This is a genomic window from Parabacteroides sp. ZJ-118 (genome assembly GCF_011038785.1).
Taxonomy (GTDB): domain Bacteria; phylum Bacteroidota; class Bacteroidia; order Bacteroidales; family Tannerellaceae; genus Parabacteroides.
Genome location: NZ_JAAKDT010000046.1, coordinates 1 through 26,616 on the forward strand (window position 1 = coordinate 1; position 26,616 = coordinate 26,616).

Below are 26,616 nucleotides of genomic sequence, written 5' to 3' on the forward strand. Positions count from 1 at the left end.
GTCAGAATACGTCAATGTACCGAACCAAGCAAGGATGTACAAGATATTTATCACGCACTTTCTCTGTCTGATACTCCTATACGGAGACAGAAATTTGTAGTACACCCAGAGGATGTCTCAAAAAAAACATATACAGAAAATCAGAATATTAATTCAACTTAGGTGGCAATGTGGGTTAAAGAAACGGATGTGCTACGGGAAAATCCCGTGACACGTCCGTTTTTTAGTTCGCCCATCATAAAGGCCTGCTTATGGGTTCTCCTTGCCGATCTTTGAAAACGTAGGAGAAGACGGCCATTCTGCCCGGTTTTTCCCCGTGGGAAACCCGACGGGGGACAATATAGGAATAAATATTCGGATAGGCATGTGTCGGGCGGAGCAATCCTTGGTGGCAGACGGATTTGCATTCCCGTACGTATTGTTATGTCAAGAAAAAACGAGATTCGTATCATAACGAATCTCGTTTCCTGTAGTATGACGGGCATGTCATACATCTGTGGTGAAAGTCCATAAGGGGCGTAGTTGCCGACGAACCCCAAAGCGACTTGCAAGTTTCGAGTGGTGACGCTCGGGAGAGAAGAAGCAATAGCGAAATCGTGGCCTGACGAACAGAAACCTGATACTAAGGCGCAGCAAGCGGACAAGCCGGCTACAGACAGCGAAGTTCCCAAAGGCAACCGTAACCTTGATGCGTAAATTAGGCAGGTAAACGAGGAAAGATGTATGGTTTATCCCGTGAGGCCTCGGCAGTCCGTAAGGATAGTAACAACGAATGCCGAGGAGTCAGCAGAGGTCGAAGTAGCCGACCGCGAGACGGTCAAAGCGAAGGGCCGAATAATTTGTAACGTTAATCAAGAATGTATGTTCCGACAGGGTAGCCGACAAGTCGCAGAAGTGAAACGTCAATGAGCGGAAGCGATAGAGGAGTTAGAGCGTAATCTATCGGAAGCGGAAATTAAGAAAGACGGAAGATGAAACTAATTGAACAGATACTTGACAAGAACAACGTTCGGGCGGCACTTGAAAGAGTGATAGCCAACAATGGCGCTGCAGGCATAGACGGCATGAAAGTTGACGAGCTGCGTGACTACATGAACGCCAATTGGCCGGGTATCAGGCAATCAATCCTTGAGCGGAGATACAAGCCCGCACCCGTGAGGAGGGTAGAGATACCCAAGCCCAACGGAGGAGTGCGCAAGCTTGGCATTCCAACGGTAGTTGACCGGACATTCCAACAATCCATCGTCCAAGTGCTCACGCCCATCTTTGAGGCAGAGTTCCAAGAGAACAGCTACGGCTTTCGCCCCGGCAGAAGCTGCGAGCAAGCCGTGCTAAAACTCTTGGAATACCTCAACGAGGGATATGAGTGGATAGTGGACATAGACTTGGAAAAGTTCTTCGACAACGTGCCGCAGGATAAGCTGATGAGTTACGTAGGCCGCGTCATACACGACCCCGACACCGAAAGTCTGATACGCAAGTATCTCAAATCCGGCGTTATGGAGAATGGCATGTACGAAGCCACGGAACTCGGCACGCCCCAAGGAGGCAACCTATCTCCACTGCTGAGCAACGTAATGCTCAATGAACTTGACAAAGAACTTGTCAGCAGAGGATTACACTACGTCCGCTATGCCGACGACTGCGTCATCGCAGTAGGCAGCAACGCGAGTGCCAACCGAGTGATGCACACCATCACCCAATGGATAGAGCGCAAACTCGGGCTCAAAGTCAACGCCACCAAGACCCACGTCTGCCGACCGAACAAGCTCAAATATCTCGGTTTTGGCTTCTACAAGTCACCGCAGACCAAGCAATGGGTGGCACGACCCTGCGAAACCTCGGTCGAAAAGTTCCGGCGCAAGTTGAAGAAACTATGCAAACGTTCATGGAGCATATCGTTGAGCGACCGTATCGCGAAGCTGAACTCGGTCACACGCGGATGGATAAATTACTTCGCCATAGGAGCCATGAAAGGCAAAATGGAGAAGATAGACGAACATCTGCGCACGATGATACGCAAAGTGATATGGAAACAATGGAAAACGCCACAAAAACGAGCGTGGGGACTTCGGAAACTTGGCATAGACAACGACATGGCCAAACTGACATCCTACTGTGGCAACCGCTATGAGTGGGTAGTACGTCGCACATGCGTAGTCAGAGCCATATCTAAAGACATCCTCACACGCAGAGGCCTTGTAAGTTGCCTTGATTACTACACGATTAGACACTCTTTGAAAACAAATTAAACCGCCGTATGCCGAACGGCACGTACGGTGGTGTGAGAGGGAAGGAAACAAATAGGCAGGAAAACTTATTTTGTTTCCCTACCTACTCGATTATATGCTAATGTGAATGCAGAGAAGGTGCCTTATTTACGTTTCTTTCTACTGCGAGGAGCATCTTCATAGAATTTACGCTTCGGTTTATCATCGCCACGGTCAGAACGTCTGCTGCCACGGTCGCTTCCCCGATGGCTGTCTCTGCCTCTTCTGCCTCTATCCCGTCTATCCCTGAAACCGTTTCCGCTACGGCTACCTCCACGGCCACCACGACTGCCCTTGCCGCCTTCACCTTTCGCTTGCGCCGGTTCCACGGAGATACGTCGTCCGTCTACCTCGAAGCCGTTCATCAAGTCCATGACACGTCTGGCTTCTCCCTCCTCTACTTCAAAGAATGAGAAATTATCACGTAAGTCGATACGGCCGATACGAACCTTGCCCGGTACGCACTTGTTAACTAACTCAATAAGTTGAGGAGGCGTAAGCTCGTCTATCTTTCCGAAGTTGATAAAGAAACGGGTGTAACCTTCTTCCGCTTCGCCTCTGCTACCTCGTTTGCCTCTCTCCCGGGGAGCGTTCTCGTCTACAACCTTGATATCATCGTTATCCTTATAATAGTCGATCATCCGGTTGAACTCCAAGGATACGACACGCTTGATGATATCTTCCTTATCCAGCCATTCCAATTTGCGGTAGATAGAAGGCATCAAGTTAGCGATTTCCTCCTCGTTCACTTTCACTTTCTCGATCTGGTCCACCAAGTTGAACAATTGCTTCTCACAAATTTGCTCACCGGTAGGCATCTCGCCCCTGTCGAATTTCTTGTTGATGATCCGTTCAATCTCGCGAATCTTGCCTTTTTCCTTTACGTGGCAGATAGAGATAGCGATACCCGTTTTTCCCGCACGGCCCGTACGTCCGCGGCGGTGGGTATAAGATTCTACCTCATCCGGCAGACCGTAATTGATTACATGAGTCAAGTCATCCACGTCCAAACCACGTGCGGCCACGTCCGTAGCGACCAATAACTGGATATTCTTGATACGGAACTTCTGCATCACGTAATCACGTTGCGCCTGGCTTAGCTCACCGTGCAAGGAGTCGGCGTTGTAGCCGTCTTGAATCAATTTATCGGCGATCTCCTGTGTCTCCTTACGGGTACGGCAGAAGACGATACCGTAGATGTTCGGGTAATAATCGGCGATGCGTTTCAAAGCGAGATATTTATCCTGCGCACGAACCATATAATAAATGTCGCGGATATTCTTGTTTCCCTCGTTCTTCCTGCCAATGACGATCTCCTTCGGTGTCTTCATGTATTCCTTGGTGATAGCAGCGATCTCTTTCGGCATGGTAGCGGAGAAGAGCAGCATATTTCGGTTTTCCGGTATAGCCGCCAAGATCTCGTTGATACTATCGGTGAAACCCATGTCCAACATCTCGTCTGCCTCGTCGAGGATGACATTCTTCACGTTCCCCAGATCAACCGTCTTGCGGTTCATTAAGTCGATCAGACGTCCCGGGGTAGCTACTACCACGTGTACTCCTCTTTTCAGTGTCTTGATCTGACTCTCTATACTGGAACCTCCGTATACAGGGAGAACCTTCAGGTTATCGATGTATTTCGAATAATCGTTCAAATCGTCCGCTATTTGTAGGCAAAGCTCGCGTGTCGGACAAAGGATAAGCGCTTGAGGCTGATAATGAGAGACATTGATCTTTTGCAGGATCGGCAGGCCATAAGCGGCTGTCTTGCCGGTTCCTGTTTGTGCCAATGCGATTACATCGTTATCTTCTCCCAGCAAGAAAGGAATCACTTCTTCCTGTACCGGCATGGGCGATTCATAACCCATCTCTTGGATTGCCCTTAATATCGGTGTGGCAACTCCTAATTCTTCAAATGTTTTCAAAATACGATTGTGTATATGTGATGATATTCAGTGGCCGCGAAGGTACGTAAATAATTTGGATTCTATAGGATTGTTGTGCTAAATTCGCTAAAATCAGCTAACCATAGATGTTTTGTGGCTATAGTCAATTATTGCGTTGCAAAATTCAAGTTTCTTTCCACAATAGACATTTTCCAAAGGGCTTCGGTTTGATTTTCGCTGAAGAGCAACCTTTAGTTCTTCTTCAAGCGTATGGAATTGGGAAAATCATCCGCAGCCTGCATTTTATCCTCCGGGGACGTAAAGTTGAGACTGACATCTCATGAGGTTGGCGTAGACTTGTTAGGCTGCCTGTCCACAGTTGCTGCGAAGCAGGTGGCAGACTGCTCCATTAAGATATGGGCTCATCTTCTATGCGATCCGGATGATTACGAAATGCCTGATTTAAGTTGAACGCTTCCTAGGTAAGCGTTAATTTGAACAGAATATGCTGATATATAGTCTTTGGGAGATTGATAACCCCTTTCTAAGGGCGTAAAAACGAGGGTGGGAAACTTTAGTTAATAAAGTAATATGTCCTTGAGCCTTTCACGTTTCTTATCAGAAAGACGTAATCCTTTCGATAAATATTTCTCGGTGGAACCGTACTCTTTCTTTATTTTATGGAAAGCTAGGTCCATGAGCCCTTCGTTGGCCGTGAGAAAGACCGTGATGCTTTCTTGGGCATCTGTGGAGAGATGTTTCACGATATCAGCTAAATGACTCGTATCGATATATTGATTGGAAGCCAAGTAGTCCTCCATGATGGCATCCCGGGGAATACCCAAGGCGGTGAGTAGCATGGCGGTGAGAAACCCGGTACGATCCTTTCCGTAGGAACAACTGATGAGAATGGGGTAATTATTCTTGTCTTGAAACTGTTCCAGTACCTTGGCGAACTGATCGGTATTATCTGTCACGAACTGCAGGTACTCGTCCTCCATATAGACCCCGGCATCTCCTTTCCTCATACGTCCCTCGATAACACGTTGGGAGGCATCAGCGAGCTTACTGATCGGGATGGGGATTCGCAGGATATTCGCCTTCGTATATTTGATAGGGGCAGTGAGGGTTTCTTGGTTTGTGCGGAGGTCGATGATGGTCTTGATTCCCAGATTATCTAATCGGATGGAGTCCCATTCGCTTAAGCTGCTTAACTTGCCGGAGCGAAATACCTTGCCCCATTTCACCGTCTTCCCGTTTGTAGAGGTGTAACCACCTAGGTCCCGGAGATTTTGTACGCTATCCATAACCGCCGAGCGTGCCCCGATGATCCGTGAGTATTTATCATTAAAAGAAAGGTGGAAATACTTACGTGAGATATTATCGTTCGTGATGTAAGTAGCCACGCCATCCTTGATGTTGGCGTAAATGACTGGGGAATCGTTGGCGAAAAGATCCGGATTGCCGGACACGGTCATCTTGACAACCCCCTCCATTGCTGGATGGGTTTCCCATTTTATCACGTAATTTCCGATGTCATCACGCAGGCAAATAGCTCGTATGTCGGGTGCGTTAGAGGAACAGCCAACTAACAGGATTACACTGGCGAGTAGAGAGAGAATCTTTTCTAACATGGTCTTCGATAATAAACTTTCCTCACAAAGATAGGAAAAACAAGTTTTTCCCCGCTTCTTCATTAATGATATTTAAGACTGGCTAACATACTTCACCGCGAACTCTTTGGATATATAATTATCATAGCTTTGGCAAACCTCGGAGGCAAGGTCCATTCCACAGCGGATGATTTTTCCCCAAGTTCCCTGATCCAAAGACGGAAGGTCCGCATGACGCACGTCATACTTTAGAAGTCCGTAGATAATGCCTGCGTTAAAATTGTCGCCGGCTCCGATGGTACTAAGCGGCTGGATTTGCGGGGAATCAAAATGCTGTGTGAAGTTACGGGTGTGAAGATTGACTCCGTTTGCCCCGTGAGTTGTTAAGAAGCGATCACAATAAAACCGAATATGCTCTTTGTAGATCTCCTCTGCGTCGGTCTTGCCATAAAGGTTCTGGAAGTCCTCGTCCGAGCCCCGGACGATGTCGGCGAATTCCAGATTTTCGAGTACGGTAGGCATCAGTCGGATCGCCTCATGAGCATGTGCCTTGCGGAAATTGGGATCGTAATAGATAATCGCTTTCCGTTCTTGGGCGTAGTGCAGAAATTCTACCATACGAGTCCGCAAGGCCGGATTCAGGGAATAATAAGAGCCGAACACGAAAATATCATCTTTCTCGATCTTTGGCAGGGGCACTTCCAGCCGTTGCGCCGGGTAATCCTTGTAGAAGATATAATTGGCATTCTTATCATCGTCCAGAAAAGCGAGTGATATAGGACTTTTCCCATCGGGGAAACGGTCTACGAACTCGGTCGAGATGTGGTTATCCTCCATGAAATCCCGAATCATATCACCAACCTGATCGTTGCCCAGCTCGCTGATAAAGGACACGGGGACATTCAATCGACCCAATGATATCAATCCGTTGAAGACGGAGCCACCGGGGACGGCCATCTGTGGCTGGTCGTTCCTAAAAATGATATCGAGAATGGTTTCTCCTATACCAAAGACTTTTCTCATGATCTATATACAGGTTCGTTATTCGTTCTTGCTTTGCTCACGGCTCTTAGAGCCTAAGTATCCTCCGTGATGGCGCTTGGCGTAATCCTTGCTGGTGAAATGGATACGCTTCATGGTTCCCACCACGAGAATGTCGCCTATTACCGTCATGACGGTCGTGGAGGTAGTGGGTGTGAGGCCTAACGGACAGACTTCCTTCGGAGCGCCGGTTAACAGGCATACGCTCGCCTCAGCAGCTAGGGGGCTATCCTGGTTACTGGTGATGACGATAAATTTCATGTCCGGTACCAAACCTCTCGTGAGGTCTACCAATTCCACCAGTTCACGTGTCTTTCCTGAGTTGGAGATCAATAACATGATATCGTTCTTGCGTATGATTCCCAGATCTCCGTGTTGAGCCTCGCTGGGGTGCAAGAAGAAAGCAGGCGTACCGGTCGAGCTAAAAGTGGTAGCGATATTCAAGGCGATTTGCCCGGCTTTACCCATTCCGCTCATGATCAGTTTTCCTCCTAGGTCGTGTACATGCCTCACGATAAGTGATACCGCTTCCTCATATCCGGGCGTAACGGGTATGTTGCGAACCGCTTCCGCTTCTTGCTCCAATAGAGAGGTGATATTTTCGTTTACCATATTGTTGATTGATTGTTTTTACGGCATTCCTGCCTGAATAGCGATCACAAAAGTATCTATATTTACTGATATTGACATCATCTATTTCAGACAATTTATCTTTTTAAGACGTTGGCGAATTCGGACTTTGGATTCCACTTCGGGTATCCGGTGTCTTGCGCCAGTTTATAACCGAGGTCGAAGAACAATTGTACTTCTTGTAACAGGCCACTATAATCGTCCGTGTCGGGGTGGGTCTGGTCGGTCGGTTTGTGATACGTTTCCGCCCAATAGCGGGCGATATGCGCTTTGGCCCATTCCTTACCCTGTTTGCGGTTGTCATTCCAGCCTTTGGCGAACATGGCAGGGATGCCTTTTTGCACGAAGGGGAAATGGTCGGAGCGATAGAACATCCCGTTGTAAGCGTCGGGGTCGGGCATGATGTAACGGCTGTATTTCTTCGCTAGCTCGGCCAGGGTATCATCCAAATCGGAGTTGCCATATCCGGTGATTGTGACATCGTTGTTCTCGCCCCATAGCGGGAAGACATCCAGGTTGATTACGGCGGCTATCTTATCGATCGGAAACAACGGGTGCTTCACGTAATATTTCGTGCCGAGGAATCCGGTCTCTTCGCAAGTAGGGGAGAGGAAGACTATATTCCGGCGGGGCGTTTCTTTCAAAGCGTTAAAACAACGTGCCATCTCAAGCATCCATGCGATGGCTACGGCGTTATCGGTAGCGCCATTGATGATGCTGTCACCATTGATCGGCGCTCCGTAGCCTAGGTGGTCCCAATGGCCTAGATAAATAACACTCTCATCCGTGTCTCCGCTACCGGGAATAAAACCGATCACGTTGGGGCTTTGTTGGCGGTCGAAGGTGTTCCTCATCGATACGGTTACCGTGGATTTTAAGGGGAAGGGCTTGAAGCCTGGCGATTTGGATCGCTCGATCAGTTGGTCGATGTTATAGCCGTTATCGGCTAGCAATCGCTTGGCGGCATCGAATGGAATCCAGCCATTTAACGGGCAATGATAAGCATCGCTATCGCTGTCCACATACATTTTCGACCGGGCGGAAGCTCGTACGACCGACCAAGGGTAGCCTGCTCCCCGGTCTTCATGGATGATCAAGACTCCTTTCAATCCCTGTCGGGCACCCTCCTCGAACTTATACATCCAACGTCCGTAATAGGTCATGATATCACCGTTGAAATAATCCGTGTTGTCGCTTCCGAGTCCTGGATCATTTACGATAACGACCGCTACTTTATCCCGCGGGTTCTCGATTCCCTCGAAATCATTTTTTTCATACTCGGGGGCTACGATCCCATAGCCGGCGAATACCAATTCCGCGTTGTCTATGTCGATCTCCGGCTCGATTCGTGCGGAGAAGGCGGTGTAACCTTCTAGCCAATCCAATGAGATTTCCCCTTTTGGAGTCTTTAGGATCATCGGACTTGGGCACTGCGTGTGTGAGGATATGATAGCAACCTGTTGGAGATAAGAATCACCATCGATGGGTTTCAGGCCGACTTCTTTCATTTGGCGGGCGATATAGTTTACCGCTCGTTCGGCCCCTTTGGAGAAGGGCTTACGGCCTTGGCAGGAGTCATGCGAGATGGCCTCGGTGTATTGCTTTAGATGTTCCGCGGTCGCAAGGCTTTTCGCATGCTCTATATCGCTGCCTCCCCCACAGGCGGAAAGGATCAAGGAGGTGATCGTTAGTAAACAGGTTGCTATTTTCATGTTCCTTAGTTTACACAAATGTAGGTATTTTTTCCAAGGAGGCAAATAGATCGGAAAAACAGGTACGTCTTTCTCCGGAAACACGGACCTGTTTTTTGAGAAAGAGGCACCTGTTTTTCCGGAAAGTCTTTCGTACCTTTGCGGGCTGATACAAACAAGAAGGAAAATGGATTATATCGCTCATACATTGCCGAATGGACTTCGCATGGTACATCTCCCGGTTAATTCCCCGGTCTCTTACTGCGGTTTTGCCGTGAACGCCGGTACACGGGATGAGAACGAGGATGAATTTGGCTTGGCGCATTTCGTTGAACACATGATCTTCAAGGGGACGGAGAAACGGAAAGCGTGGCATATCTTGAACCGTATGGAGAACGTAGGAGGGGAGTTGAACGCCTATACGACGAAGGAAGAGACGTTTGTTTATTCCATCTTTATGGAGGAGGACTTCGGTCGGGCGCTTGAGCTATTGACAGACCTGATTTTCCACTCCCAATTTCCCAAGCAGGAGATCGAGAAAGAGGTAGACGTTATCTTGGACGAGATCAACTCGTATGAGGATAGTCCTTCAGAGCTTATATTTGACGAGTTTGAGAACCTACTTTATAAGGGGCATGCCCTTGGGCACAATATCTTGGGGGATGAAGAATCTCTTCTTCGTTTTGATTCCGAGTCTGGTCGTTTTTTCATGCGTCGTTTCTATGCCCCGGAGAATATGGTGTTCTTTTCGATGGGACGAAAGGACTTCAAGAAGATCCTGAAATTGGCGGAAGCCGCTCTAAGCGATATCTCTTTTCCGACGGCTGAGCGGAACCGGAAAGCCCCGGGTCCCATCGAGGCTTGCGTACGCCGGATCCATAAAGAGACCCATCAAGCCCATGTGCTGATCGGTGGCCGGGCTTTCAGTATGCACGATAAAAAGCGCATCCCTTTATTCCTCTTGAATAATATTTTGGGTGGTCCGGGCATGAATAACCGCTTGAATGTCTCCTTGCGGGAAAAGCATGGCTTGGTTTATAACGTAGAATCCAACCTGACCTCTTATACCGATACCGGACTGGCCAGTATCTATTTCGGCACAGACCCGAGGAACCGTGAGAAAGCGACGCGTTTAGTGCATAAAGAACTGGCCCGTTTACGTGACGTGAAACTGTCCGCCACTCAATTAGCCGCCGCCAAGAAGCAAGTGATTGGCCAACTGGGAGTCTCTAGCGATAACCGGGAGGGGCTTTTCCTAGGCTTAGGGAAAAGCTACCTTCATTATAACCGTTACGACACGCTCCCCGAAGTGTTCGCCCAGATCGAGAGGCTGACCGCCGAGCAAATCCTGGACGTAGCGAATGAGGTGTTCGCTCCGGAACGGTTGTTTTGCTTAATCTATGATTAAAACGTCAGTTGCAGCCATCGGGACAAAAATGATTACATAATGTTTGGGTATATAAGTATGGGTGCGTGTCCACGTGAGAAGAAGATGAAAGTAGCGTAAAAGGGGAATGGTGGCTAGCGAGGATTATGGAACCTATACCCAACCCCCAGCATCAAGTTATTCGGATTATGGAATTTGTGCAGTTGGTATCCGACATGCAGGAATAAATTTCGTGTAACCGATACCTTGAGGGCTAGGATCTGGTATAATCCTTTCAGATCGCCCTTGTTGTAAAATAAATTATGCCCGATTCCTATATTGATCGAGAAGAATGGCATGGTGAATTCGCCACGGGCAGAGAGGCCGATACCGATTTGCTCGTGTAGGGGCGGGCGGTAGAATCGGGGTTCTTCGCCGACTTGGATGATCTCGTCGGAATAAATATTGGCACTTTCGTCATATTGGCCGTCTAGAGAGATACCTGCTTTTAGGAATCGGTTGAATTTGTACATTGGGTTGAGGTTGAATCCGAGGATACCGAAATGACCGGGAAGGATATGAGCCTCGTCACCCTGCACAACTCCTTTTGCCCGGGTTGCGCCATATAGGATGACATCGTAACTGACACGTTGCCAAAAACTGGAGAAGTATAATTGATTTTCCGGTAAAGAACGTGCGGTACCTATCTCATGATGGCTTTCCTCGATAGGATTGAGCGTGTAGACGAGTCCGACCCGGCCGCCAATCGTATTCAATCCCGCGTTCGGAAGATGGGTATTTCCGTTTGAGTAGTGCGTTAAATCCGCCCCGACGAGCAGGTCGCAATAACGGGATAGTTTCGCGTTGAGGAAAAATCCCAGATTGATATAGGCATTGATCTTAGAGCCAATGATCTTATTATGGTAATTATTGTTTTCATCATACGGATGCCACCCGAATGAGGCTCCGAAATTCCATTCATAATCGAAGGATAGCCGGGAAGATATCTTGGCGATGCGGGAGCTTTGGAAAACATACGCCGCCCAAGGATTACCTACTTCCTGTCGATTGCCAAAGGTATTGTAAGAAACGCCTATTCCTTGGTAAGTCTGCGGATAAAGCTGGCCCTCCTTGGAGTCTGGATTCTGTTGGAACCCGTATTTCAAATGGAATGAAGCCGCTTTCCGTAAAGTAAGCTCGTTTCCATAGCCGTCATCTTTGAGGAATTTGCTAGTAGGGGCGACATACGAAGGACGTACGTCGAATCCTATTTTGTGGACTAGGGATTTATCGTCATCTTGCGCTTTTACCGTACAGGTCCATATCATCAAGACCGCTATGTAAAAGCGTATCATCTTGCTTTTTATCATACTTCAATACGTTTGTCCGATCACCAGCACCGCGCTTTGTCTTTCAACTCGGGTATCTTGTTCTTGTCGAATACAGGGCTTTTGATACCCGCTTCCTTTTGGGCGACGTAATCCTGCAATAAGAGGAAGGCTTGACGGCTCAGCAGGGAGATCGCGATCAAATTGCAGATCGTCATCAGCCCCATGGTCACGTCCGCTAGGCTCCAAGCCAAGTCTAAACTGGCCAACGCACCGAACAGGACCATTCCGCCGACGAGCATACGATAAACAAATAAGACACTTCGCTTGGACGTGATAAAACGGATATTCGCCTCTCCGTAATAGTAATTGCCGATGATACTGCTGAACGCGAACAAAAGGATCGCTAAAGCGACAAACGTACTGCCGATGCTACCCACCTCGTTGCTCAAGGCTTGTTGCGTGAGCTGGACGCCATTGATGGAGCCGTCCAACGGCACTCCGCTGCATAAAATAATAAACGCCGTACAGGTACAGATAATCAGCGTGTCGGTAAACACGCCCAATGCCTGGATCAACCCTTGTTTGACCGGGTGAGAGACATGCGCGGTGGCCGCTACGTTCGGTGCCGATCCCATACCCGCCTCGTTGCTGAATAAACCTCGCTTAATCCCTTGCATCAACGCCGCTCCGACACTGCCGCCCATCGCCTGTTCCCAGCCAAAGGCGTTTGCCAGAATGGTTTCCATGACAGCGGGCAGTTGGGTAATATTGAACAGTACGATTCCCAACGCCAAGGCGATGTATCCGAGTGCCATGACCGGTACGACAATACTGCTCACTCTCGCGATACGATGAATGCCTCCGAATATGACGATCAGTGTCAGTGCCGTAAGAATCGCCCCGATCCAGGTATGATCGATGCCGAAGGCGCCCTCCCACGCGGCGCAGATCGTGTTGCTCTGCACGGAATTAAAGGCGAAACCAAAAGTGACGGAGATCAATACGGCGAACAAGACACCCATCCATCGGAATCCCAAGCCGTGTAGCATATAGTAAGCGGGACCGCCGATGAACGAGTCTTTCCCTTTTACCTTATACAATTGCGCCAATGTAGACTCTACGAACGCGCTGGAAGAGCCCAGCAAAGCGATCAGCCACATCCAAAATACGGAGCCCGGTCCGCCAATCGCCACGGCGGTGGCCACGCCTGCCAAGTTCCCGGTCCCTACCCGGCTGGCCAACGATACGGCGAAGGCCTGGAAAGAGGAGATATGCTTTTCCCCCTTTTCTTCTTTCCCGGCGGAATCGCCCAGTAGCCGGATCATCTCGCCCATCATGCGGAATTGCACGAACCGGCTTTTTATCGTAAACCATACGGCACATCCCAATAACAGGATGACCAAGATGTATGACCATAATATATCGTTGACCCCGTTGATCCAATGATTCAATAACTCCATGATTTATCCTCCGTTGTTTGGTTGCAAAGATACGTATTCGCGGCGCAAAATCATCGAGATATTATTTTTTATCATTTTCTTGTAACGTTTTCCGAACCCCGGTTGTCCCATAGCTAGAAACAAATGATAAGCGGGAAAGGCCACCCCGCTCTATTCGGGAAAAATACAATAAAAATGAAACGGATGATGATTTGGATCATACTACTAAGTGGTATGGTACAGGGAGCTTTTGCTCAAAACTTGGAGATTAAGGGAACGGTGCGGGATGCTCGGGATAAGAAGATCCTGGAATTCGCGCATGTGGTATTGCAAACGATGGATTCCTCCTTTGTGGCAGGTACGACTACGGATGTGAAGGGCCATTTTTTATTAAATAAGATTAAAAAAGGGAGCTATATTCTAACCGTCTCTATGCTAGGCTTTCAGACGGCGTCTGTTTCGCTTGAGAACATCTCCGGGGATATTTTTTTGGGAGAAATATACCTAAACGACGACGCGGTTTCCCTGGAAGGCGTGACCGTCAGTGCCTCCGCGCAGACCAGCCATGCCGATAAAAAGATTGTTTTCCCTTCGGATCGGCAAGTGAAGGCTTCGGGCAATGGCATGGAGCTACTGCAGCAGATGATGCTCCCGAGGGTACAGGTGGACCTGTTGAACGACGAGATCCAGATGGTTGGGAATGGAGTCGTCCAGGTACGTATCAACGGCGTGAAGGTGGAGCAGGATGAGATCAAGGCTTTGAATCCTTCGGATATCATCCGTATAGAATATCATGACAATCCGGGCCTGCGTTATGGCAATGCCGATATCGTGCTGGATTATATCGTTCGCCGTCCGGATACGGGGGGCAGCTTCGGCCTGGATATGGCGCAAGGCATCAATGCCATGTGGGGCGAGCATGATGTCCGGGGAAAGATCAATCACAAGCATTCGGAATGGGGCGCTTCCTATCGGATCGGTCCTCGTGATTTTTATGGGATGAAGCGGAATAACGAGGAGGAGTTTCATTTGGCGGACGGGACGACTTTGAACCGTGTGGAGATCGGCGAGCCCTCGCACGCTCGTTTATTCATGCACAACCTGAGCGTGAACTACAGCTATCAAAAGCCGGATAAGTACCTGTTTAACGCCACGTTTCGCTACCGGAACAATCACCAGCCGCATTGGGATTACCGGGGGGTATTGATGAATAAGGCGGATCCGGAAGACAAGGTGGATATGGTCGACTTGTCGGGGTCTGCCTACCAAGCTCCCGCGCTGGATCTGTATTACCAACGGGACTTGAGGCATAGCCAGACCTTGGTATTTAACGTGGTTGGCACTTACAACCAAACGAAATCCACCCGTATCTACCAAGAGAGCAGGCAAGAGCAATTGCTGACCGACGTAGGTAACAGGGTGGATGGCGATAAATACTCGGTTATCGGCGAGGCCATCTACGAGAAGAAATTAACGAGCGGCAACCGGTTGAGCGGCGGTTTACGCCATAACCAATCGTTCTCGGATAACCACTACACCAACGGGCATAGCTACAAGACACGGATGGAACAGATGGAGAGTTCCGTATACGCGGAGTTCAAGGGGAAGGTGAGAAAGCTGGATTACGCGTTGGGCGTGACGGTGAATCGCTCGTCATACAGCCAACGGGGCGCGGACGCGGATTACGTGCGTTATACGGTGAATCCCCGGTTGACCCTGTTTTACGCGCTACCCGGGGAGTCTTCCCTCCGCCTGAAATCGACGATGGGGAATGTGACTCCCTCTTTGGGCGAGTTGAGTGCGGTTGACCAGGCGATCGATTCCTTGCAAATCCAGCGGGGTAATCCCAACCTGAGATCTTATATGAGCTATTATACGGAATTGAATTACGAGTTTCGCGAGGGGCCGTTCTACGTGAATGCCTTGGGCGCTTACGAGTACCAGCCGGACGCGATCATGGACGAGAAATACCTGGAGGGGAATAAGATCATCCAGACTTGGGACAACCAGAGAAACTGGCAGCGGGTTGTTGCGTCCGTCCATCTGCGGATCGGGCCGATCCGGGATATCTTGCAACTCTCCGTCGACGGTGGCGTGAATCATTACAGGAGTAACGGCAATGCCTATGCGCATCGGTACACGAACGGGTGGTGCGACGCGAACCTCTCCGTCACCTGGAAGCATTGGTCGCTCCTGTATATGGTGATGACGAACTGGAACTGGTTCAAGGGCGAGACGATGACCGGGGGCGAGAACATTCAAGGCATCCAACTCGGTTACCGGCAGAAAGACTGGATGATAGGCCTGCGGGTCTTCAATCCGTTTACGGATAACTATAAGCAAGAGACCGAGAACTGGAACCGATACGCCTCCTTCCGCCGTTCGAACTCGATCAAGGAGAGCGTGCGCCTGTTTATCGCGACGATCTCCTACAACTTTTCCTTCGGGCGTAAATTCAGCGCCGGGCCAAAGCGGGTGAACAATGCCGACAATGACTCCGGCGTCATGCGTACCGGCAAGTAGGGAATGCCGGTACGCACCGCCCTCGTCTCAGGGCAGGTCGCTTGGGTAGAGCGACTGGAAGGGGCAATCTCTCAGGTAGGGGAAACCCTTGTTCATCGATTCGTCCCCGTCGATCGCCCAATCGCGATCAAAATTAAAGTTGTCGAAGGTGTTCTGGTCCTTCTTCTTGTCGGCGGAGAAGGAGTCGGCGCACCAGCCCTTGCCGGTGTCCTCCAGGTAGTAGAGGTCGTGATGGTGCCAGATGCTCCCGTGGTGCGTGCCGACCACGGCGTTGCCGTGCGAGACAGAGCCGGTGTTGATGCAGCGGACCACCTCCCCGTAATGGTCGATGGAGCCGAGGATGCCGCCGTTGTCATCGTTCTGGTCGGAGGCGACGTGCCCCGTGTTGTAGCAGTCGTGCGTCATCCAGTGCGTATCGTCATAATCATTTCCCTCTTCCTGGTAGCCCAGAAGCCCCCCTACGTGTGAGTCGCTGTTGCCCGAGGAGATCGTCCCCCGGTTGCAGCAATAGGCCATCTCCATGTTCTCGCCGATCGTGACGCTGGCGCCTCCGGCGTCCCTGCCCAGCCGGCCGGCGATGCCGCCCACCTTGGACGAGCCGCTGCCCCCCGCGATCTCGCCATGGTTGGCGCAATGCAGGATCGCCATGCGGGAGGCGTCGCCCTGCCCGAGGATGCCGCCGACGTTCCCCTCGCCGGAGTTGGTCACCTTCCCGTAGTTGGCGGAGTGGTCGATCGTATGGGCGATGCTCTTGTCGTGGCTCAGCAGCCCGACACAGCCGCCTGTCACGTTGCCGCCGCTGACATCCCCCATGTTCACGGCATAGTCCAGCTTGAAATCGGAAGGCGAGTTGCCGAACCCGATGAAGCCGATGATGCCGCCGGAGTGGTTGCTCCCCTCCACGCGGCCGTAATTGAGGAGATGGTCATACGAACCGCACGACACCTCCAGCCGGCCGACGATGCCCCCCGTTTGGACCCCTTTCGTGTTCTTGAGCGCCGCCGTGTTGCCCACGCAGTTCCGCAGGTGGCCGCGGGTATAGTTGCGCAGGTGCCCGGCGATGCCGCCGACCCGCTCGCGGCCGTACACCTTTCCCGTCACGCACAGGTTCTCCAGATAGGTATCGTAGGCATAGCCCACGATGCCCCCCATGGAGGTGCCGTCTCCCGCCTCGGCGCTCCCCGAGGCGACCGTCCCGGCGAAATCGCTCTCGAAAGCGGTTGCGGAGGGAAGGGGGGAGAAATTGATCCCCTCGGTCAGATGCCCCTTGATGGTACTGTTGTTCGCGAAGCCGACCAGCCCCCCGATCGCGTCGGGACCCTGCACGCGCATGTTCGCGTCGATTGCGAAGCGGGCCCCATCCAGGGTGTTTTTATACTGCCGGCCGATCACGCCGCCGCCAAACTGCTCGCCGGCGATGACATTCGCGTTGATCAGGCTGACCGCCTTCGCCTGTATATCCCCCTCCAGGTGGCCGAACATGCCGCCGACGTTCCGCCGCCCCTCGATGGCGATGTAGCCGTTGTCGACCTGCGCGACCCGGTTCGCCCGGTCTTTCCCGTCCAGGATCAGGCGGTTGTAGCTGGAAAGATAGCCGAAAAAGCCGCCGACTGCCTCGTTGCCTTTCACCAGGGAGCCGACGGAGCAGCCCTGCAGGGTCAGCTCGGCGGAGAGGTACGCGTTTCCCATCAGCCCGCCGACATTGTTCTGCTCCGAGCGGACCGGGGCGAGGAGCTTGACGTTGCGCAGCGAGCCGGCTTGGTTGAGGGTCGCCTCGCCGGCAATGCCGCCCGCCCGTCCGGCGCCGGCGTAGATCACCTTCAGGTTCACATCCTCTTCCGAGATGGCATGCCGCAGCTCGATGTCGCTCAGCTCGCACCCCGCGTCGAGGAGCGCCCCGGCGACGCCGCCGGCCGACGGCCCGCTCGCGTTGACCGTGAAGAGCGCCGTCGCGTAGTCCTCGCGCAGGTTGGAGAGGCCATCCACCTTCAGCCTCCCGTGCTCCATCCGGCCGACCAGCCCGCCGACCTGCGACTCGCCGCTCACCTCGGCGAAGAGGTGGCAGTCGGTGAAGGAGAGGTAGCCCGTGGCATGGCCGATGAAGCCGCCGATGCGCTCGCCGCAGCCGGTGATGCTGCCGTCGACCGTCACGTTACGGATCGATACGGAGTCTTGCGCCGCCCCCGCCAACGCCCCGCCGTCGGAGAGGATGCCCTGCATGCGCGGCTGGAGGATCAGGTTCCGGATCGCCGCCCCGTTGTAGAGCCGGTTGAAAAGGCCGATCGAGCGGTCGCTCTCCTCCTTGGAGCCGATGTAGGGGAGCGAGATGCGGTGGCCGCCCCCGTCGTAGGAGCCGGCGAAGAGGCATCCCGCGTAGTAGCGTCCCTCGTAGGCGTCGCTGCGGGGCGGCGCCTCGAAATCGGCCGTCTGCAGGAAGTAGAGCCCCGCTCCATGCGTGAGGGAGTCGCGGCTGAGGTCATACTCGAAGGTGTCGAAGTCCTCCTTCGAGCCGATTTGGTAGGGGTTTTCCGCCGTCCCCTCTCCCCGCAGCGTATATTCGATGGCGGTCGACATGACCGCATACACCATCTCGTCGCGGAAGGTGACTTGCAGCTTCGTGCCCAGCCCCTTGCCCCCGTCGAGGAAGGCGGTCAGGTCGTAATCGCTGTCCGGGATCGTCCCGCCCTTGGGGATGTAGAGGCAGATGGAGAGGTCGTCGCTGCGCTCTTCCGCCGAGGCGTCATACTCCTGCAGGGAGTCGTCCGTGTGCGATCGCAGGCGGATCCGGATCTGCCCCGCCGTGTCGGGGATCGCCCAGATGCCCTTGGCCAGCGGGAAGCTACTCAATTTGAAACCGTCGTTCTCCGTCAGCCGCGCGCCGAACGGGTTCGAACGATCAAGCTCATCGTCGGCACAACCGGTGCAGAGGAGGAGGGTCAGGGCGATGCATAGCCCCGATAGGAACATTGCCGTTCTTTTCATTGTCAATAGTGTGTATTAATGATTAAAATTCTTCTTTAGATCTCGGAAATCGTCGCTACGGTCGTCGCGCTCCCTCCGGAGGGGTCGGGAGCTATTCCTCCTCCTCGACGGCCTCCTCCATCTCCGAGTGGTAGGGGATCGCAAAGTAGCCGTCGCGCTCCTCGACCTGCCAGACAGAGTTCGTGCCGTTTACATCCCAGTTATGGTAGCTGCCGGGCTGCTTGATCTCGTTGGCGGTAAGGCTCCGCGGGCTGCCGTTGCTGCCCTTATCCGGATAGGCTCTCTCATAAAAATAGAGGTCCTGGTAGTCCGTGAAATCCCCGTCGCTGTGGGCCATGGGCTCATCCCATCCGGTGCCTACGCTCAGGCAGCGTTCCATCCCGAACCTCGAATCGCCCCGGCCGATGATGCCGCCGTTCTTGTCGGAGCTGCCTGCGTAGGGGCCTGCGTTGAGGCAGTCCTTGACGAGGCAGTATTGTTGCAGGTGGCCGGCGATGCCCCCGACCCGGTCGGAGTTGTCCGCCGTCACCTTGCCCAGGTTGACGCATTGGGAGAGGATGACCGCATTGTTCTGGTAGTCGGTCGCCCCCTCCACGATGGCGTTCGTCCCGCCGATGACGGTGGCGACCGATCCGATGGCGGTGAGGGCGATGGCGGTCGTGGTGCCGCCCGTCACGAACCCCGAGATGATGGAGGCGGTGGCGGCTACGCAGATGCAGGTACCGGCGATCACCTTCTGCACGATCTCCTTCACGTGCTTGATCTCCTCAATCTCTTCGTAGCGCTCCTCCCGCTTGTGGTTGATGTTATAGTTGATGATATCGTTGTTGTCGTCCGAGGCCTCGTAGAAGTTCAGCACCGTGCTCAGGTTGCCCAGGTAGCTCGGGGCGATGCCGCTGCTCAGGCCGTCGGCCAGCCAGCCGGAGGCGAGGCTGAAACCCCTTCGCGCGCTCTCCATCTCCGTCCGGACGGCGGTATCCGTCTCCTCCACCTTGGTGTCGAGCGAGGCGCGCAGCAGTTCCGCCTCCTCCTCGGTCAACATCTCCGCGACCCCCTCTATGAGGATGAGCGTGTCGGTGGTGATGAGTAGCCAGTCTGCCGCGGTCTCCGTGATGTGCAGGACATGGACCAGTTTCTTGAAGGCCTTCCCGACCGCCGAGGAGGTTTTCGACAACGCCTTCCCCGTCACGGCGATCACCGGGCCCAAGACGCCCAGCACGCACTCGGCGCTTCCCAACACGCAGCTCGCGATGTTCATCGCCGACCACTCCCGCGGGTCGCCGATCTCGCCGACCAGGCCGCCGGTCGGCCCGTCGCCGCTGTTCTGCACGAAGCCGGCGTTGCAGCAGTAGTTGACCATCGTGTAGTTGCCCGCCAGGCCGATGATGCCGCCGGCATACCGGGCGTTCACCGCCAGGTCGCCGAAGTTCTGGGTGGCGAAGAGGGCGCCCCAGGTGGTCTTGCCGACGATGCCGCCGGCACTCTCGGCGCTCGAGCCTGTCACCTTGCCGCCGTTCAGGGCGTTGTGGACCACGGCGATCGAGCTGTTGCCGACGATGCCGCCGACATACGCGCTCCCGGCATGGGCCGTCACATCGCCGGTGTTGTAGGCGGCGTAGCAGCCGAACTGTGCCTCGCCGCAGATGCCGCCTACGGCCGATTCACCGTCGACGGCGCCGCTGTTGCGGCACGATTTCACCAAAGTATTGTTGAAAAGCAATTCGTCCGATCCTACGCGGGTGCTCCCGATGATGCCGCCCACGCCGGTATGCCCGTCGATCTTCCCTTCGTTGATGCAGGAGTAGAGGTAGGAGACGCCCGTTCCGCCGGCGATGCCGCCGGTGCCGAAGCCGCCGTTGGCCGCGTCAGACGCGTTATAGGCCCTCGCCCCCGTGACGGCGCCGCTGTTCCGGCAGCCCAGCACGAAGAGCGAGTCGACCGAGCCGACCAGGCCGCCGGCGCCGGTATAGTCGGAGGTCACGGCGGCGTGGTTCTCGCATTGCTGCAAATAGGACTGGGAGTAGAGGGCCGCGGCCCCCAGCAGGCCGCCGATGCCGTAGGCGCCGGATACCGCGGTGCTCATGTTGACGCAGCTGTCCAGCACCACCATCCCGTAGGTGTCCACCTCGCCGATGATGCCGCCCACGCCGACGCTCCCCTCGCCGGCCCGGATAGAGCCGCCGGCGGTCGTGCAGCCGAACAGGGCGGTCTTGTCGCGCGTGTCACCGGCCGACACCGCGCCGCCGACGATCGCGCCGACCGCGAAGTTGCCCTCCATCCGGGGATTCTCCATCCGGATCTGTTTCAAGACCGCCTTCTCCGTATAGCCGAACAGGGCGATGCCGGCGGAGTGCTCCCGCTTCGCCCAGAGGTTCCCGATCGTGTGGCCGTCGCCGTCATAGATGCCGCGGAAGGGGTTGTTCGGCAGGTTGCCGATCGCCAGCCAGCCGAACTCGTGGTCGCTGTCCCACGAGGCCTTGTCCATGTCGATGTCCGCCACCTGCAGGAAGTGGGTGACCGGCGTCAGCAGGTGGTTCTTGACCTGGTCGTTCGCTACGTTGCGGATCCGTTTCAGGTGGTCGGAGCTGGAGACGATGAAGGGGTCCTCCGCCGTCCCGCTTCCGGAGAGTCTCATGGCGCGGCTGTAGCTGTCGAGCACCTTGGTGGTATCGACCTCCGAGACCTCCACCCGGCATCCCAGGCCGTACTCGGTCCAGACGGTGTCGGCCGCGGCCGATACCACCGGGGCCTCCAGGCTGAGCAGGCGGTAGACGCCGGCTTTCAGCCCGGTCTCGAGCGTCAGGATGGAGGTGCCGTCCAGGCGCAGGTGCTCGCCCTTGCGGGTGATGGTGGTTCCCTCCTCGGTGCTGATCCGGCAGACGAACTCGGCGAAGTGGAAGTCCTCGGTCTCCTGCCGGAGCGTGATGACATGTTGGGGCCCGTCATACGGGTCTCCCGCGCCGCCCAGAGCGGGGAGCGGGTTCTCCTCCTCTTGGCAGGCAGACAGTAAGACAGCGCATAAGCCGCAGAGGTAAAACAACCGGCCGGCTTTTCTCCGGATCCAGGAGTATTCACGTGCGCTTATACGAGAAAGCCCGGTAACTGAAAAGCCCGGGGCGAAAAAGCGGTTTCTCGTGCAATGATGTGACATGGTGAAATGAAGTTTACGATTCCTTGCCGCGAAGGTAAGCATAATTCCGTTTCTCGCCTAAGGCAAGTCCGTTGAAATGTTTTGCCGCGGACCTGCCGGGAAACAGGTCAATGGAATGAAAGATAATGGCGTAGCCGTTGTCGGTCGTACGCCGGGAACTCTTCCAACAGGGATAGATCCTCCCAACCCTGTAGCCGCCCCTTCTTCCGGGTCATTTTCTCGATGCTCCGTGCCTGCCTGTCGCTGACGTAGGGGTGACGGGCCAGCTCTTTCGCCGACAGCTGGTTGACTGGTAGCCGACGGATGGCGGACGGGTCCGCTGAAAACCACGCCTCCAGCGCCTCGTAGCGCTCCGCGTCGATGCCATATACCTCTCCCAGCTGCTCCACGGAATAGAAGCCTCCCAACAGCTCCCTGTACCGGATGATCCGCCTGGCGAAAACGCTGCCGATCCCCGGTACCTTCCGAAGGGCGGCGCTATCGGCCGAGTTTAGCTCGACCACCGTCCCCCGCGGCCATTTTTCCGCCTGGGGATAGGCGGGAAAGTCGGGTTTCGACGCGCTTCGGAGGGGTCTCGATCTCCGGCCGGAAGGGATTGGGGCTACGCCCGGACGGGATTCGCCTCCCTCCCGGGTGGGACGGAAGGCCGTTTGATTCGGGAGGGTCCGGGAGGAATCGGTCCGGGAGGAATCGGGTCGGATCCCGGCGTTTGCCGACGATGCGCTCCGCGCGGGGAAACGGTAGCGATCCGTCCCGATAATCGCGATCCACGCCATCGCTATCATGGAAAGGAGCAGGGTAAGCGCTCGTCTCTCCCCCTTGGAAAAATAAAGCAAATCACGCCATTTCATAATCGTATGTTTTGGTCGGTGGGGCCTCCGCTGCAAAGGGGGAGGTCCCGTTTCTACAAGCGAGGGAGGGCCGGTATCATTTACCGCCCATCCATCTCAAGATCCCTAATTCGTTCAGGAATACGATACCGATCGCGATCGGGGCCGCGTATTTCATGAAGAATACGTAAGCGCCGAAAAGCCGGAACGTAAGGCTCCCCTCGTGGGTCAGCTCGGCTTTCAATACCTTCTTATCGACCCGCATGCCCGCGAAGATGCAGGTGAGCATACCGCCCAGCGGCAGCATGATCTTGGCGGTCAGGTAATCCAGCGCGTCGAAGAAGGGCAGGCCCCCGATCGTGAATCCCCTCATCACCCCGAAGGAGAGAGAACTGAAAATGCCCAGGAAGAAGACCCCCAGCGAGACGATCCAAGCCGCCCGCTTCCGTGTCATACGAAATTCCTCGAGGATGTAGGCCGTAGCGACCTCATGCAGGGAGATCGTGGAAGTCAGCGCCGCCATCGCCAGCAAGAGGTAGAAGATGCAGGACCACAAGCCGCTCAACGGCAATTGCCCGAATACGTTCGGCAACGTGATGAACACGAGTTCCGCACCGGCGGAGGGGGGAATGCCGAAACTGAATACCGCCGGGAATATCATGATGCCGGCCAATACGGCGACAAACGTATTGATGAGGGTCACCTGCCAGGCGGTGGCCTGCATGTCCGTATCCTTCCCGAAGTAAGAGGCGTACGTGATCAGGCAGCCCATACCCAGGCTCAAGGAGAAGAAGGCCTGCCCGAGCGCGCTCAAGACGGCCGAGGAGGTCAGTTTGCTGAAGTCCGGCTTGAAAAGGAAAAGCAATCCCGCCTCGGCGTCCGGTAAGGTCACGGAGCGTACGCACATGACCACCAAGATCAAGAACAGGAGCGGCATCATGATCTTGGAGGCTCGCTCGATGCCCTTCTCTACGCCCGAGACAATCACGAAGTGGGTCAACCCGATAAAAACCCCCATCCAAAAGATCGGACGGAAGACATTGGAGGCGAAATCCTGGAAATCGGCCGTATAGTCGATATCCGGCTGCCCGTACAAATGCCCGTTGAGCGTTTGCCACACATACTCAAGCGTCCAACCGGAGACGACCGAGTAATAACTCAAGATCAAAAACGCGGCCAAGATCCCGTTGTACCCGATCCAGCACCACCTCGTGCCGGGAGCCATTTTCTTGAAAGAACCCACCGCGTTGCTACGGGAATACCGGCCGATAAAGAACTCGGTGATCATTACAGGAATACCTAGAAACAGCATGAAAAGCAGATAGACCAGGAGGAATGCCGCGCCTCCGTTCGCTCCCAGCATATAGGGAAAGCGCCATACGCTTCCCAACCCGACGGCGCATCCTACGGTCGCTAGTACTACGCCCAATTTACTGCCGAATGTGACTCGATTGTTTGCCATGTTATGTATGTATTGTTGCTTTTATACGTTCAGTGGTTGTCTATTTTCTTATTTTTCGGGTACAAAAGTAATAATTTGTTCGTATAAAACGCATAAATAAGTCAATGAAAGTGATCTTCTACCACGCCATCCCTGATAGGGATCACGCGGTCTGTATGTGCCGCCAGTTGTTCGTCGTGCGTCACGATGACGAACGTCTGGTTCATCCGGTCCCTCAACTCGAAAAAGAGGGCGTGCAATTCTTCCTTGTGCTTGGTGTCGAGGCTCCCGGAAGGCTCGTCGGCCAGGATGACCGCCGGGCGGTTGATAAGCGCGCGGGCTACCGCTACCCGTTGCTTCTCTCCGCCGGATAGCTCGGCGGGCTTGTGCGCCATGCGATCGGAGAGATTCAAGAAGTCCAGCATCTCTTTCGCCCGCTTCTCGGCCACGGCCGATCTCTCCTTGGCGATCAGCGCCGGGATCATCACGTTCTCCAAGGCCGTGAATTCCGGCAGTAATTGATGGAACTGGAAGACGAACCCGATATTCCGGTTGCGGAAAGCCGCCAGTTCCTTGTCGCCCAATCGTCTTGTCTCCGTGCCGTTGATAACCAGCCGCCCGCTATCCGGCGCGTCGAGCGTGCCGATGATTTGCAACAGGGTGGTCTTTCCCGCCCCGCTGGGGCCTACGATAGCGACAATCTCGCCCTTGTTAATCGTGAGGTCGATGCCTTTCAATACGTGCAAGGCGCCGAAACTTTTCGTTATTCCTTCGGTTTGTATCATATCAAGTTTCTTAAGACGTGCGAGGCCAGGAAACAGCCGAACGTAGCCGGCATGTAAGAGACCGTTCCCGTGGTCGTACGTTTACAGGTTTCGTTCTCAACTTCGATCACGGCGTCCGGATCAGCGAACTCGGTGGAAAATACGACGGGAATCCCCTTGCTTACGCCCAAAGGGCGCAACCGTTTCCGCACCGCTTTCGCGAGGGCGCAATTGATGGTCTTGGAGATATCCTCGATCCGTACCAAGGAGGGGTCTACCTTGGCGCCCGCCCCCATGGAGGAGACGACGGGAATCTTATGGATATACGCCTGGTACAGCAGGAATACCTTGGGGCTTAGGGAATCGATGGCATCTACCACGAAATCGGGAGAGGCCGATAGGAGTACCTCCTCCGTCCGCCCGTCTCGCAGAAATTCATGCAGGACGGTTAGCCGCAACCGGGGATTGATATCGAGCAGGCGCTTGGCTACGACCTCGGCTTTCGGCATCCCCAGGGTGGAATGAAGGGCGGGCAACTGGCGGTTGATATTGCTCTCGTTTACCGTATCGGCGTCTACGATCGTCATCTTCCCTACTCCGGCCCGGCAAATCTGCTCGGCGGCATAGGCTCCCACACCTCCCAGTCCGACTACCAATACATGGCTGCGGGATAAGCGCTCCATGCGCTCCGCCCCGAACAAAAGTTCCGTCCGTGTATTCCAATTGTAACGCATCTATCCATAGTTTGAGCGCGAAAGTAATCAATTGTTCCGGTTCCTCCAATACTTGCTTTTCTTTCCATGATACATCCAAAAGCGACCGGTCAACCCGGCACTTGGAAACCTGCTGATTTGTAGATCCCGGGGCGTCCAAGTCACTGGAATCCGTCACGCGTTCCATTGACTTGGCGCCGTATCTCAATGATTTCCCGGTCGGGCTCAATGGGAAAGAATGGGGAGGTCAGGGCGCAAAGGGCGCATCTTTACGACCTTTATAAAAACTTTTATATATATATAAATTTACATCGTACTTACACAGTAAGATGAATATTTATATATGTATATATTTTTAGCGGAGGCCTTGTTTTTGCGCCCTTTGCGCCCTGAACTTTTCCGGGAAGGCGGCGTTGTTTCCGGCCTATCCTCTTGTCCCTTAGCGGCTTCGGCCTTTCTTGAGCGGCAGTTCTCCTTCGCTTGCCAAGAGTGCGAAAAATGGGCTGTTACGTGATCCCCGTGATCTCAAAAAAGGCGTTTTCCCGGCGATTTCGTGAGCGAAAAACCGTGCTTTTTCAGCGTCTCGCTCGACGTAAGTAGACGGAAATGCGTCGGCGCGATTCGTAAAAACGCACTTGTTCTCGCCTTAATTTCGATCTGTGTGAGATACCGTGGCGTGCCGGGACGCTCCCGGCACGCAGGAGTGGGGGAGACGCTCCCGATGGAAAAAGCGTGTGGTGAAAAGGGTTTATCCTTCCCCGAGATCCCCCTCGAAAAAAATATCGCGAAAAAGTCCCTGAAAAATTTGGAGATCGGGAAAAAGCCGCTTATCTTTGCAGCCGCAATTGAGAGATCGATGCGCGAGAGAGGAGTTCTTTGAGAGATTTACATAATCCAACAAGTAGTACAAGCATCAGGGGAAGCGATTCCCCGATCGATACCGTC

16 protein-coding genes are annotated in these 26,616 nt (G+C 53.9%); 3 read left to right on the top strand and 13 right to left on the bottom strand.

All coding sequences use genetic code 11. The features are described 5' to 3' along the window. The first annotated feature begins 971 nt into the window (after positions 1 to 971). Entirely contained in the window at positions 972 to 2,252 is a 1,281-nt protein-coding gene (gene ltrA, locus G7Y39_RS11360; RefSeq protein WP_165157579.1) for a group II intron reverse transcriptase/maturase, read from the top strand. Positions 2,253 to 2,374: 122 nt separating this feature from the next. Here the strand turns inward: ltrA and G7Y39_RS11365 are convergent, their stop codons facing one another. The 5 genes from G7Y39_RS11365 to G7Y39_RS11385 form a co-directional block, all read right to left on the bottom strand. Next, positions 2,375 to 4,138: a DEAD/DEAH box helicase gene (locus tag G7Y39_RS11365; protein WP_165157594.1), complete on the bottom strand. Its 1,764-nt coding sequence runs from the start codon at positions 4,136 to 4,138 to the stop codon at positions 2,375 to 2,377. A 596-nt stretch (positions 4,139 to 4,734) separates the two neighbouring features. After that, positions 4,735 to 5,790 carry a tyrosine-protein phosphatase gene (locus G7Y39_RS11370; RefSeq protein WP_165157580.1) on the bottom strand — a complete coding sequence of 352 codons (1,056 nt, stop codon included), beginning with the start codon at positions 5,788 to 5,790 and terminating at the stop codon, positions 4,735 to 4,737. A gap of 72 nt (positions 5,791 to 5,862) precedes the next feature. After that, the gene (locus G7Y39_RS11375) at positions 5,863 to 6,792 is read right to left on the bottom strand and encodes a carbohydrate kinase (protein WP_165157581.1); all 930 of its coding nucleotides are present in this window, start codon (positions 6,790 to 6,792) and stop codon (positions 5,863 to 5,865) included. 18 nt (positions 6,793 to 6,810) lie between these two features. Then, the gene (locus G7Y39_RS11380; RefSeq protein WP_165157582.1) at positions 6,811 to 7,422 is read right to left on the bottom strand and encodes an SIS domain-containing protein; all 612 of its coding nucleotides are present in this window, start codon (positions 7,420 to 7,422) and stop codon (positions 6,811 to 6,813) included. A 95-nt stretch (positions 7,423 to 7,517) separates the two neighbouring features. Further along, complete coding sequence (locus G7Y39_RS11385) at positions 7,518 to 9,152, bottom strand: M28 family peptidase (protein WP_165157583.1); 1,635 nt, start codon at positions 9,150 to 9,152, stop codon at positions 7,518 to 7,520. 166 nt (positions 9,153 to 9,318) lie between these two features. Here G7Y39_RS11385 and G7Y39_RS11390 point away from each other — a divergent pair, with 166 nt between their 5' ends. After that, positions 9,319 to 10,539 (top strand): pitrilysin family protein, encoded by a 1,221-nt coding sequence (locus G7Y39_RS11390; RefSeq protein ID WP_165157584.1) that lies wholly within the window; start codon positions 9,319 to 9,321, stop codon positions 10,537 to 10,539. A 113-nt stretch (positions 10,540 to 10,652) separates the two neighbouring features. Here the strand turns inward: G7Y39_RS11390 and G7Y39_RS11395 are convergent, their stop codons facing one another. Together G7Y39_RS11395 and G7Y39_RS11400 are read right to left on the bottom strand one after the other, a co-directional pair. Next, a complete protein-coding gene (locus G7Y39_RS11395; protein WP_165157585.1) occupies positions 10,653 to 11,867 on the bottom strand; it encodes an acyloxyacyl hydrolase in 1,215 nt (404 codons plus the stop codon). A 20-nt stretch (positions 11,868 to 11,887) separates the two neighbouring features. After that, entirely contained in the window at positions 11,888 to 13,288 is a 1,401-nt protein-coding gene (locus tag G7Y39_RS11400; RefSeq protein WP_165157586.1) for a sodium:alanine symporter family protein, read from the bottom strand. Positions 13,289 to 13,462: 174 nt separating this feature from the next. Here G7Y39_RS11400 and G7Y39_RS11405 point away from each other — a divergent pair, with 174 nt between their 5' ends. Further along, a complete protein-coding gene (locus tag G7Y39_RS11405; RefSeq protein WP_165157587.1) occupies positions 13,463 to 15,790 on the top strand; it encodes a TonB-dependent receptor in 2,328 nt (775 codons plus the stop codon). 27 nt (positions 15,791 to 15,817) lie between these two features. Here G7Y39_RS11405 and G7Y39_RS11410 read toward each other — a convergent pair whose 3' ends face one another. The 6 genes from G7Y39_RS11410 to G7Y39_RS11435 form a co-directional block, all read right to left on the bottom strand. After that, positions 15,818 to 18,772: a hypothetical protein gene (locus G7Y39_RS11410; protein ID WP_165157588.1), complete on the bottom strand. Its 2,955-nt coding sequence runs from the start codon at positions 18,770 to 18,772 to the stop codon at positions 15,818 to 15,820. A gap of 91 nt (positions 18,773 to 18,863) precedes the next feature. Further along, on the bottom strand, positions 18,864 to 21,812 hold the full coding sequence (locus G7Y39_RS11415; protein ID WP_165157589.1) for a hypothetical protein: 2,949 nt from the start codon (positions 21,810 to 21,812) through the stop codon (positions 18,864 to 18,866). Positions 21,813 to 22,030: 218 nt separating this feature from the next. After that, positions 22,031 to 22,774: a helix-hairpin-helix domain-containing protein gene (locus G7Y39_RS11420; protein WP_165157590.1), complete on the bottom strand. Its 744-nt coding sequence runs from the start codon at positions 22,772 to 22,774 to the stop codon at positions 22,031 to 22,033. Between the two features lie 76 nt (positions 22,775 to 22,850). After that, positions 22,851 to 24,215 (bottom strand): sodium-dependent transporter, encoded by a 1,365-nt coding sequence (locus tag G7Y39_RS11425; protein WP_165157591.1) that lies wholly within the window; start codon positions 24,213 to 24,215, stop codon positions 22,851 to 22,853. A 101-nt stretch (positions 24,216 to 24,316) separates the two neighbouring features. Beyond that, a complete protein-coding gene (locus G7Y39_RS11430) occupies positions 24,317 to 24,979 on the bottom strand; it encodes an ABC transporter ATP-binding protein (RefSeq protein ID WP_165157592.1) in 663 nt (220 codons plus the stop codon). Next, on the bottom strand, positions 24,976 to 25,692 hold the full coding sequence (locus G7Y39_RS11435) for a ThiF family adenylyltransferase (RefSeq protein ID WP_165157593.1): 717 nt from the start codon (positions 25,690 to 25,692) through the stop codon (positions 24,976 to 24,978). The genes G7Y39_RS11430 and G7Y39_RS11435 overlap by 4 nt, the downstream gene beginning before the upstream one ends. Between the last annotated feature and the right edge of the window lie 924 nt (positions 25,693 to 26,616).

Bases quoted from the DNA above. Each gene is read 5' to 3' on its own strand.
- G7Y39_RS11435 (WP_165157593.1), bottom strand. From the start codon at position 25,692: ATGCGTTACAATTGGAATACACGGACGGAACTTTTGTTCGGGGCGGAG.
- G7Y39_RS11410 (WP_165157588.1), bottom strand. From the start codon at position 18,772: ATGAAAAGAACGGCAATGTTCCTATCGGGGCTATGCATCGCCCTGACC.
- G7Y39_RS11405 (WP_165157587.1), top strand. From the start codon at position 13,463: ATGAAACGGATGATGATTTGGATCATACTACTAAGTGGTATGGTACAG.
- G7Y39_RS11400 (WP_165157586.1), bottom strand. From the start codon at position 13,288: ATGGAGTTATTGAATCATTGGATCAACGGGGTCAACGATATATTATGG.
- G7Y39_RS11390 (WP_165157584.1), top strand. From the start codon at position 9,319: ATGGATTATATCGCTCATACATTGCCGAATGGACTTCGCATGGTACAT.
- G7Y39_RS11370 (WP_165157580.1), bottom strand. From the start codon at position 5,790: ATGTTAGAAAAGATTCTCTCTCTACTCGCCAGTGTAATCCTGTTAGTT.
- G7Y39_RS11425 (WP_165157591.1), bottom strand. From the start codon at position 24,215: ATGGCAAACAATCGAGTCACATTCGGCAGTAAATTGGGCGTAGTACTA.
- G7Y39_RS11420 (WP_165157590.1), bottom strand. From the start codon at position 22,774: ATGAAATGGCGTGATTTGCTTTATTTTTCCAAGGGGGAGAGACGAGCG.
- G7Y39_RS11375 (WP_165157581.1), bottom strand. From the start codon at position 6,792: ATGAGAAAAGTCTTTGGTATAGGAGAAACCATTCTCGATATCATTTTT.
- G7Y39_RS11430 (WP_165157592.1), bottom strand. From the start codon at position 24,979: ATGATACAAACCGAAGGAATAACGAAAAGTTTCGGCGCCTTGCACGTA.
- G7Y39_RS11385 (WP_165157583.1), bottom strand. From the start codon at position 9,152: ATGAAAATAGCAACCTGTTTACTAACGATCACCTCCTTGATCCTTTCC.
- G7Y39_RS11365 (WP_165157594.1), bottom strand. From the start codon at position 4,138: ATGGGTTATGAATCGCCCATGCCGGTACAGGAAGAAGTGATTCCTTTC.
- G7Y39_RS11380 (WP_165157582.1), bottom strand. From the start codon at position 7,422: ATGGTAAACGAAAATATCACCTCTCTATTGGAGCAAGAAGCGGAAGCG.
- G7Y39_RS11395 (WP_165157585.1), bottom strand. From the start codon at position 11,867: ATGATAAAAAGCAAGATGATACGCTTTTACATAGCGGTCTTGATGATA.
- ltrA (WP_165157579.1), top strand. From the start codon at position 972: ATGAAACTAATTGAACAGATACTTGACAAGAACAACGTTCGGGCGGCA.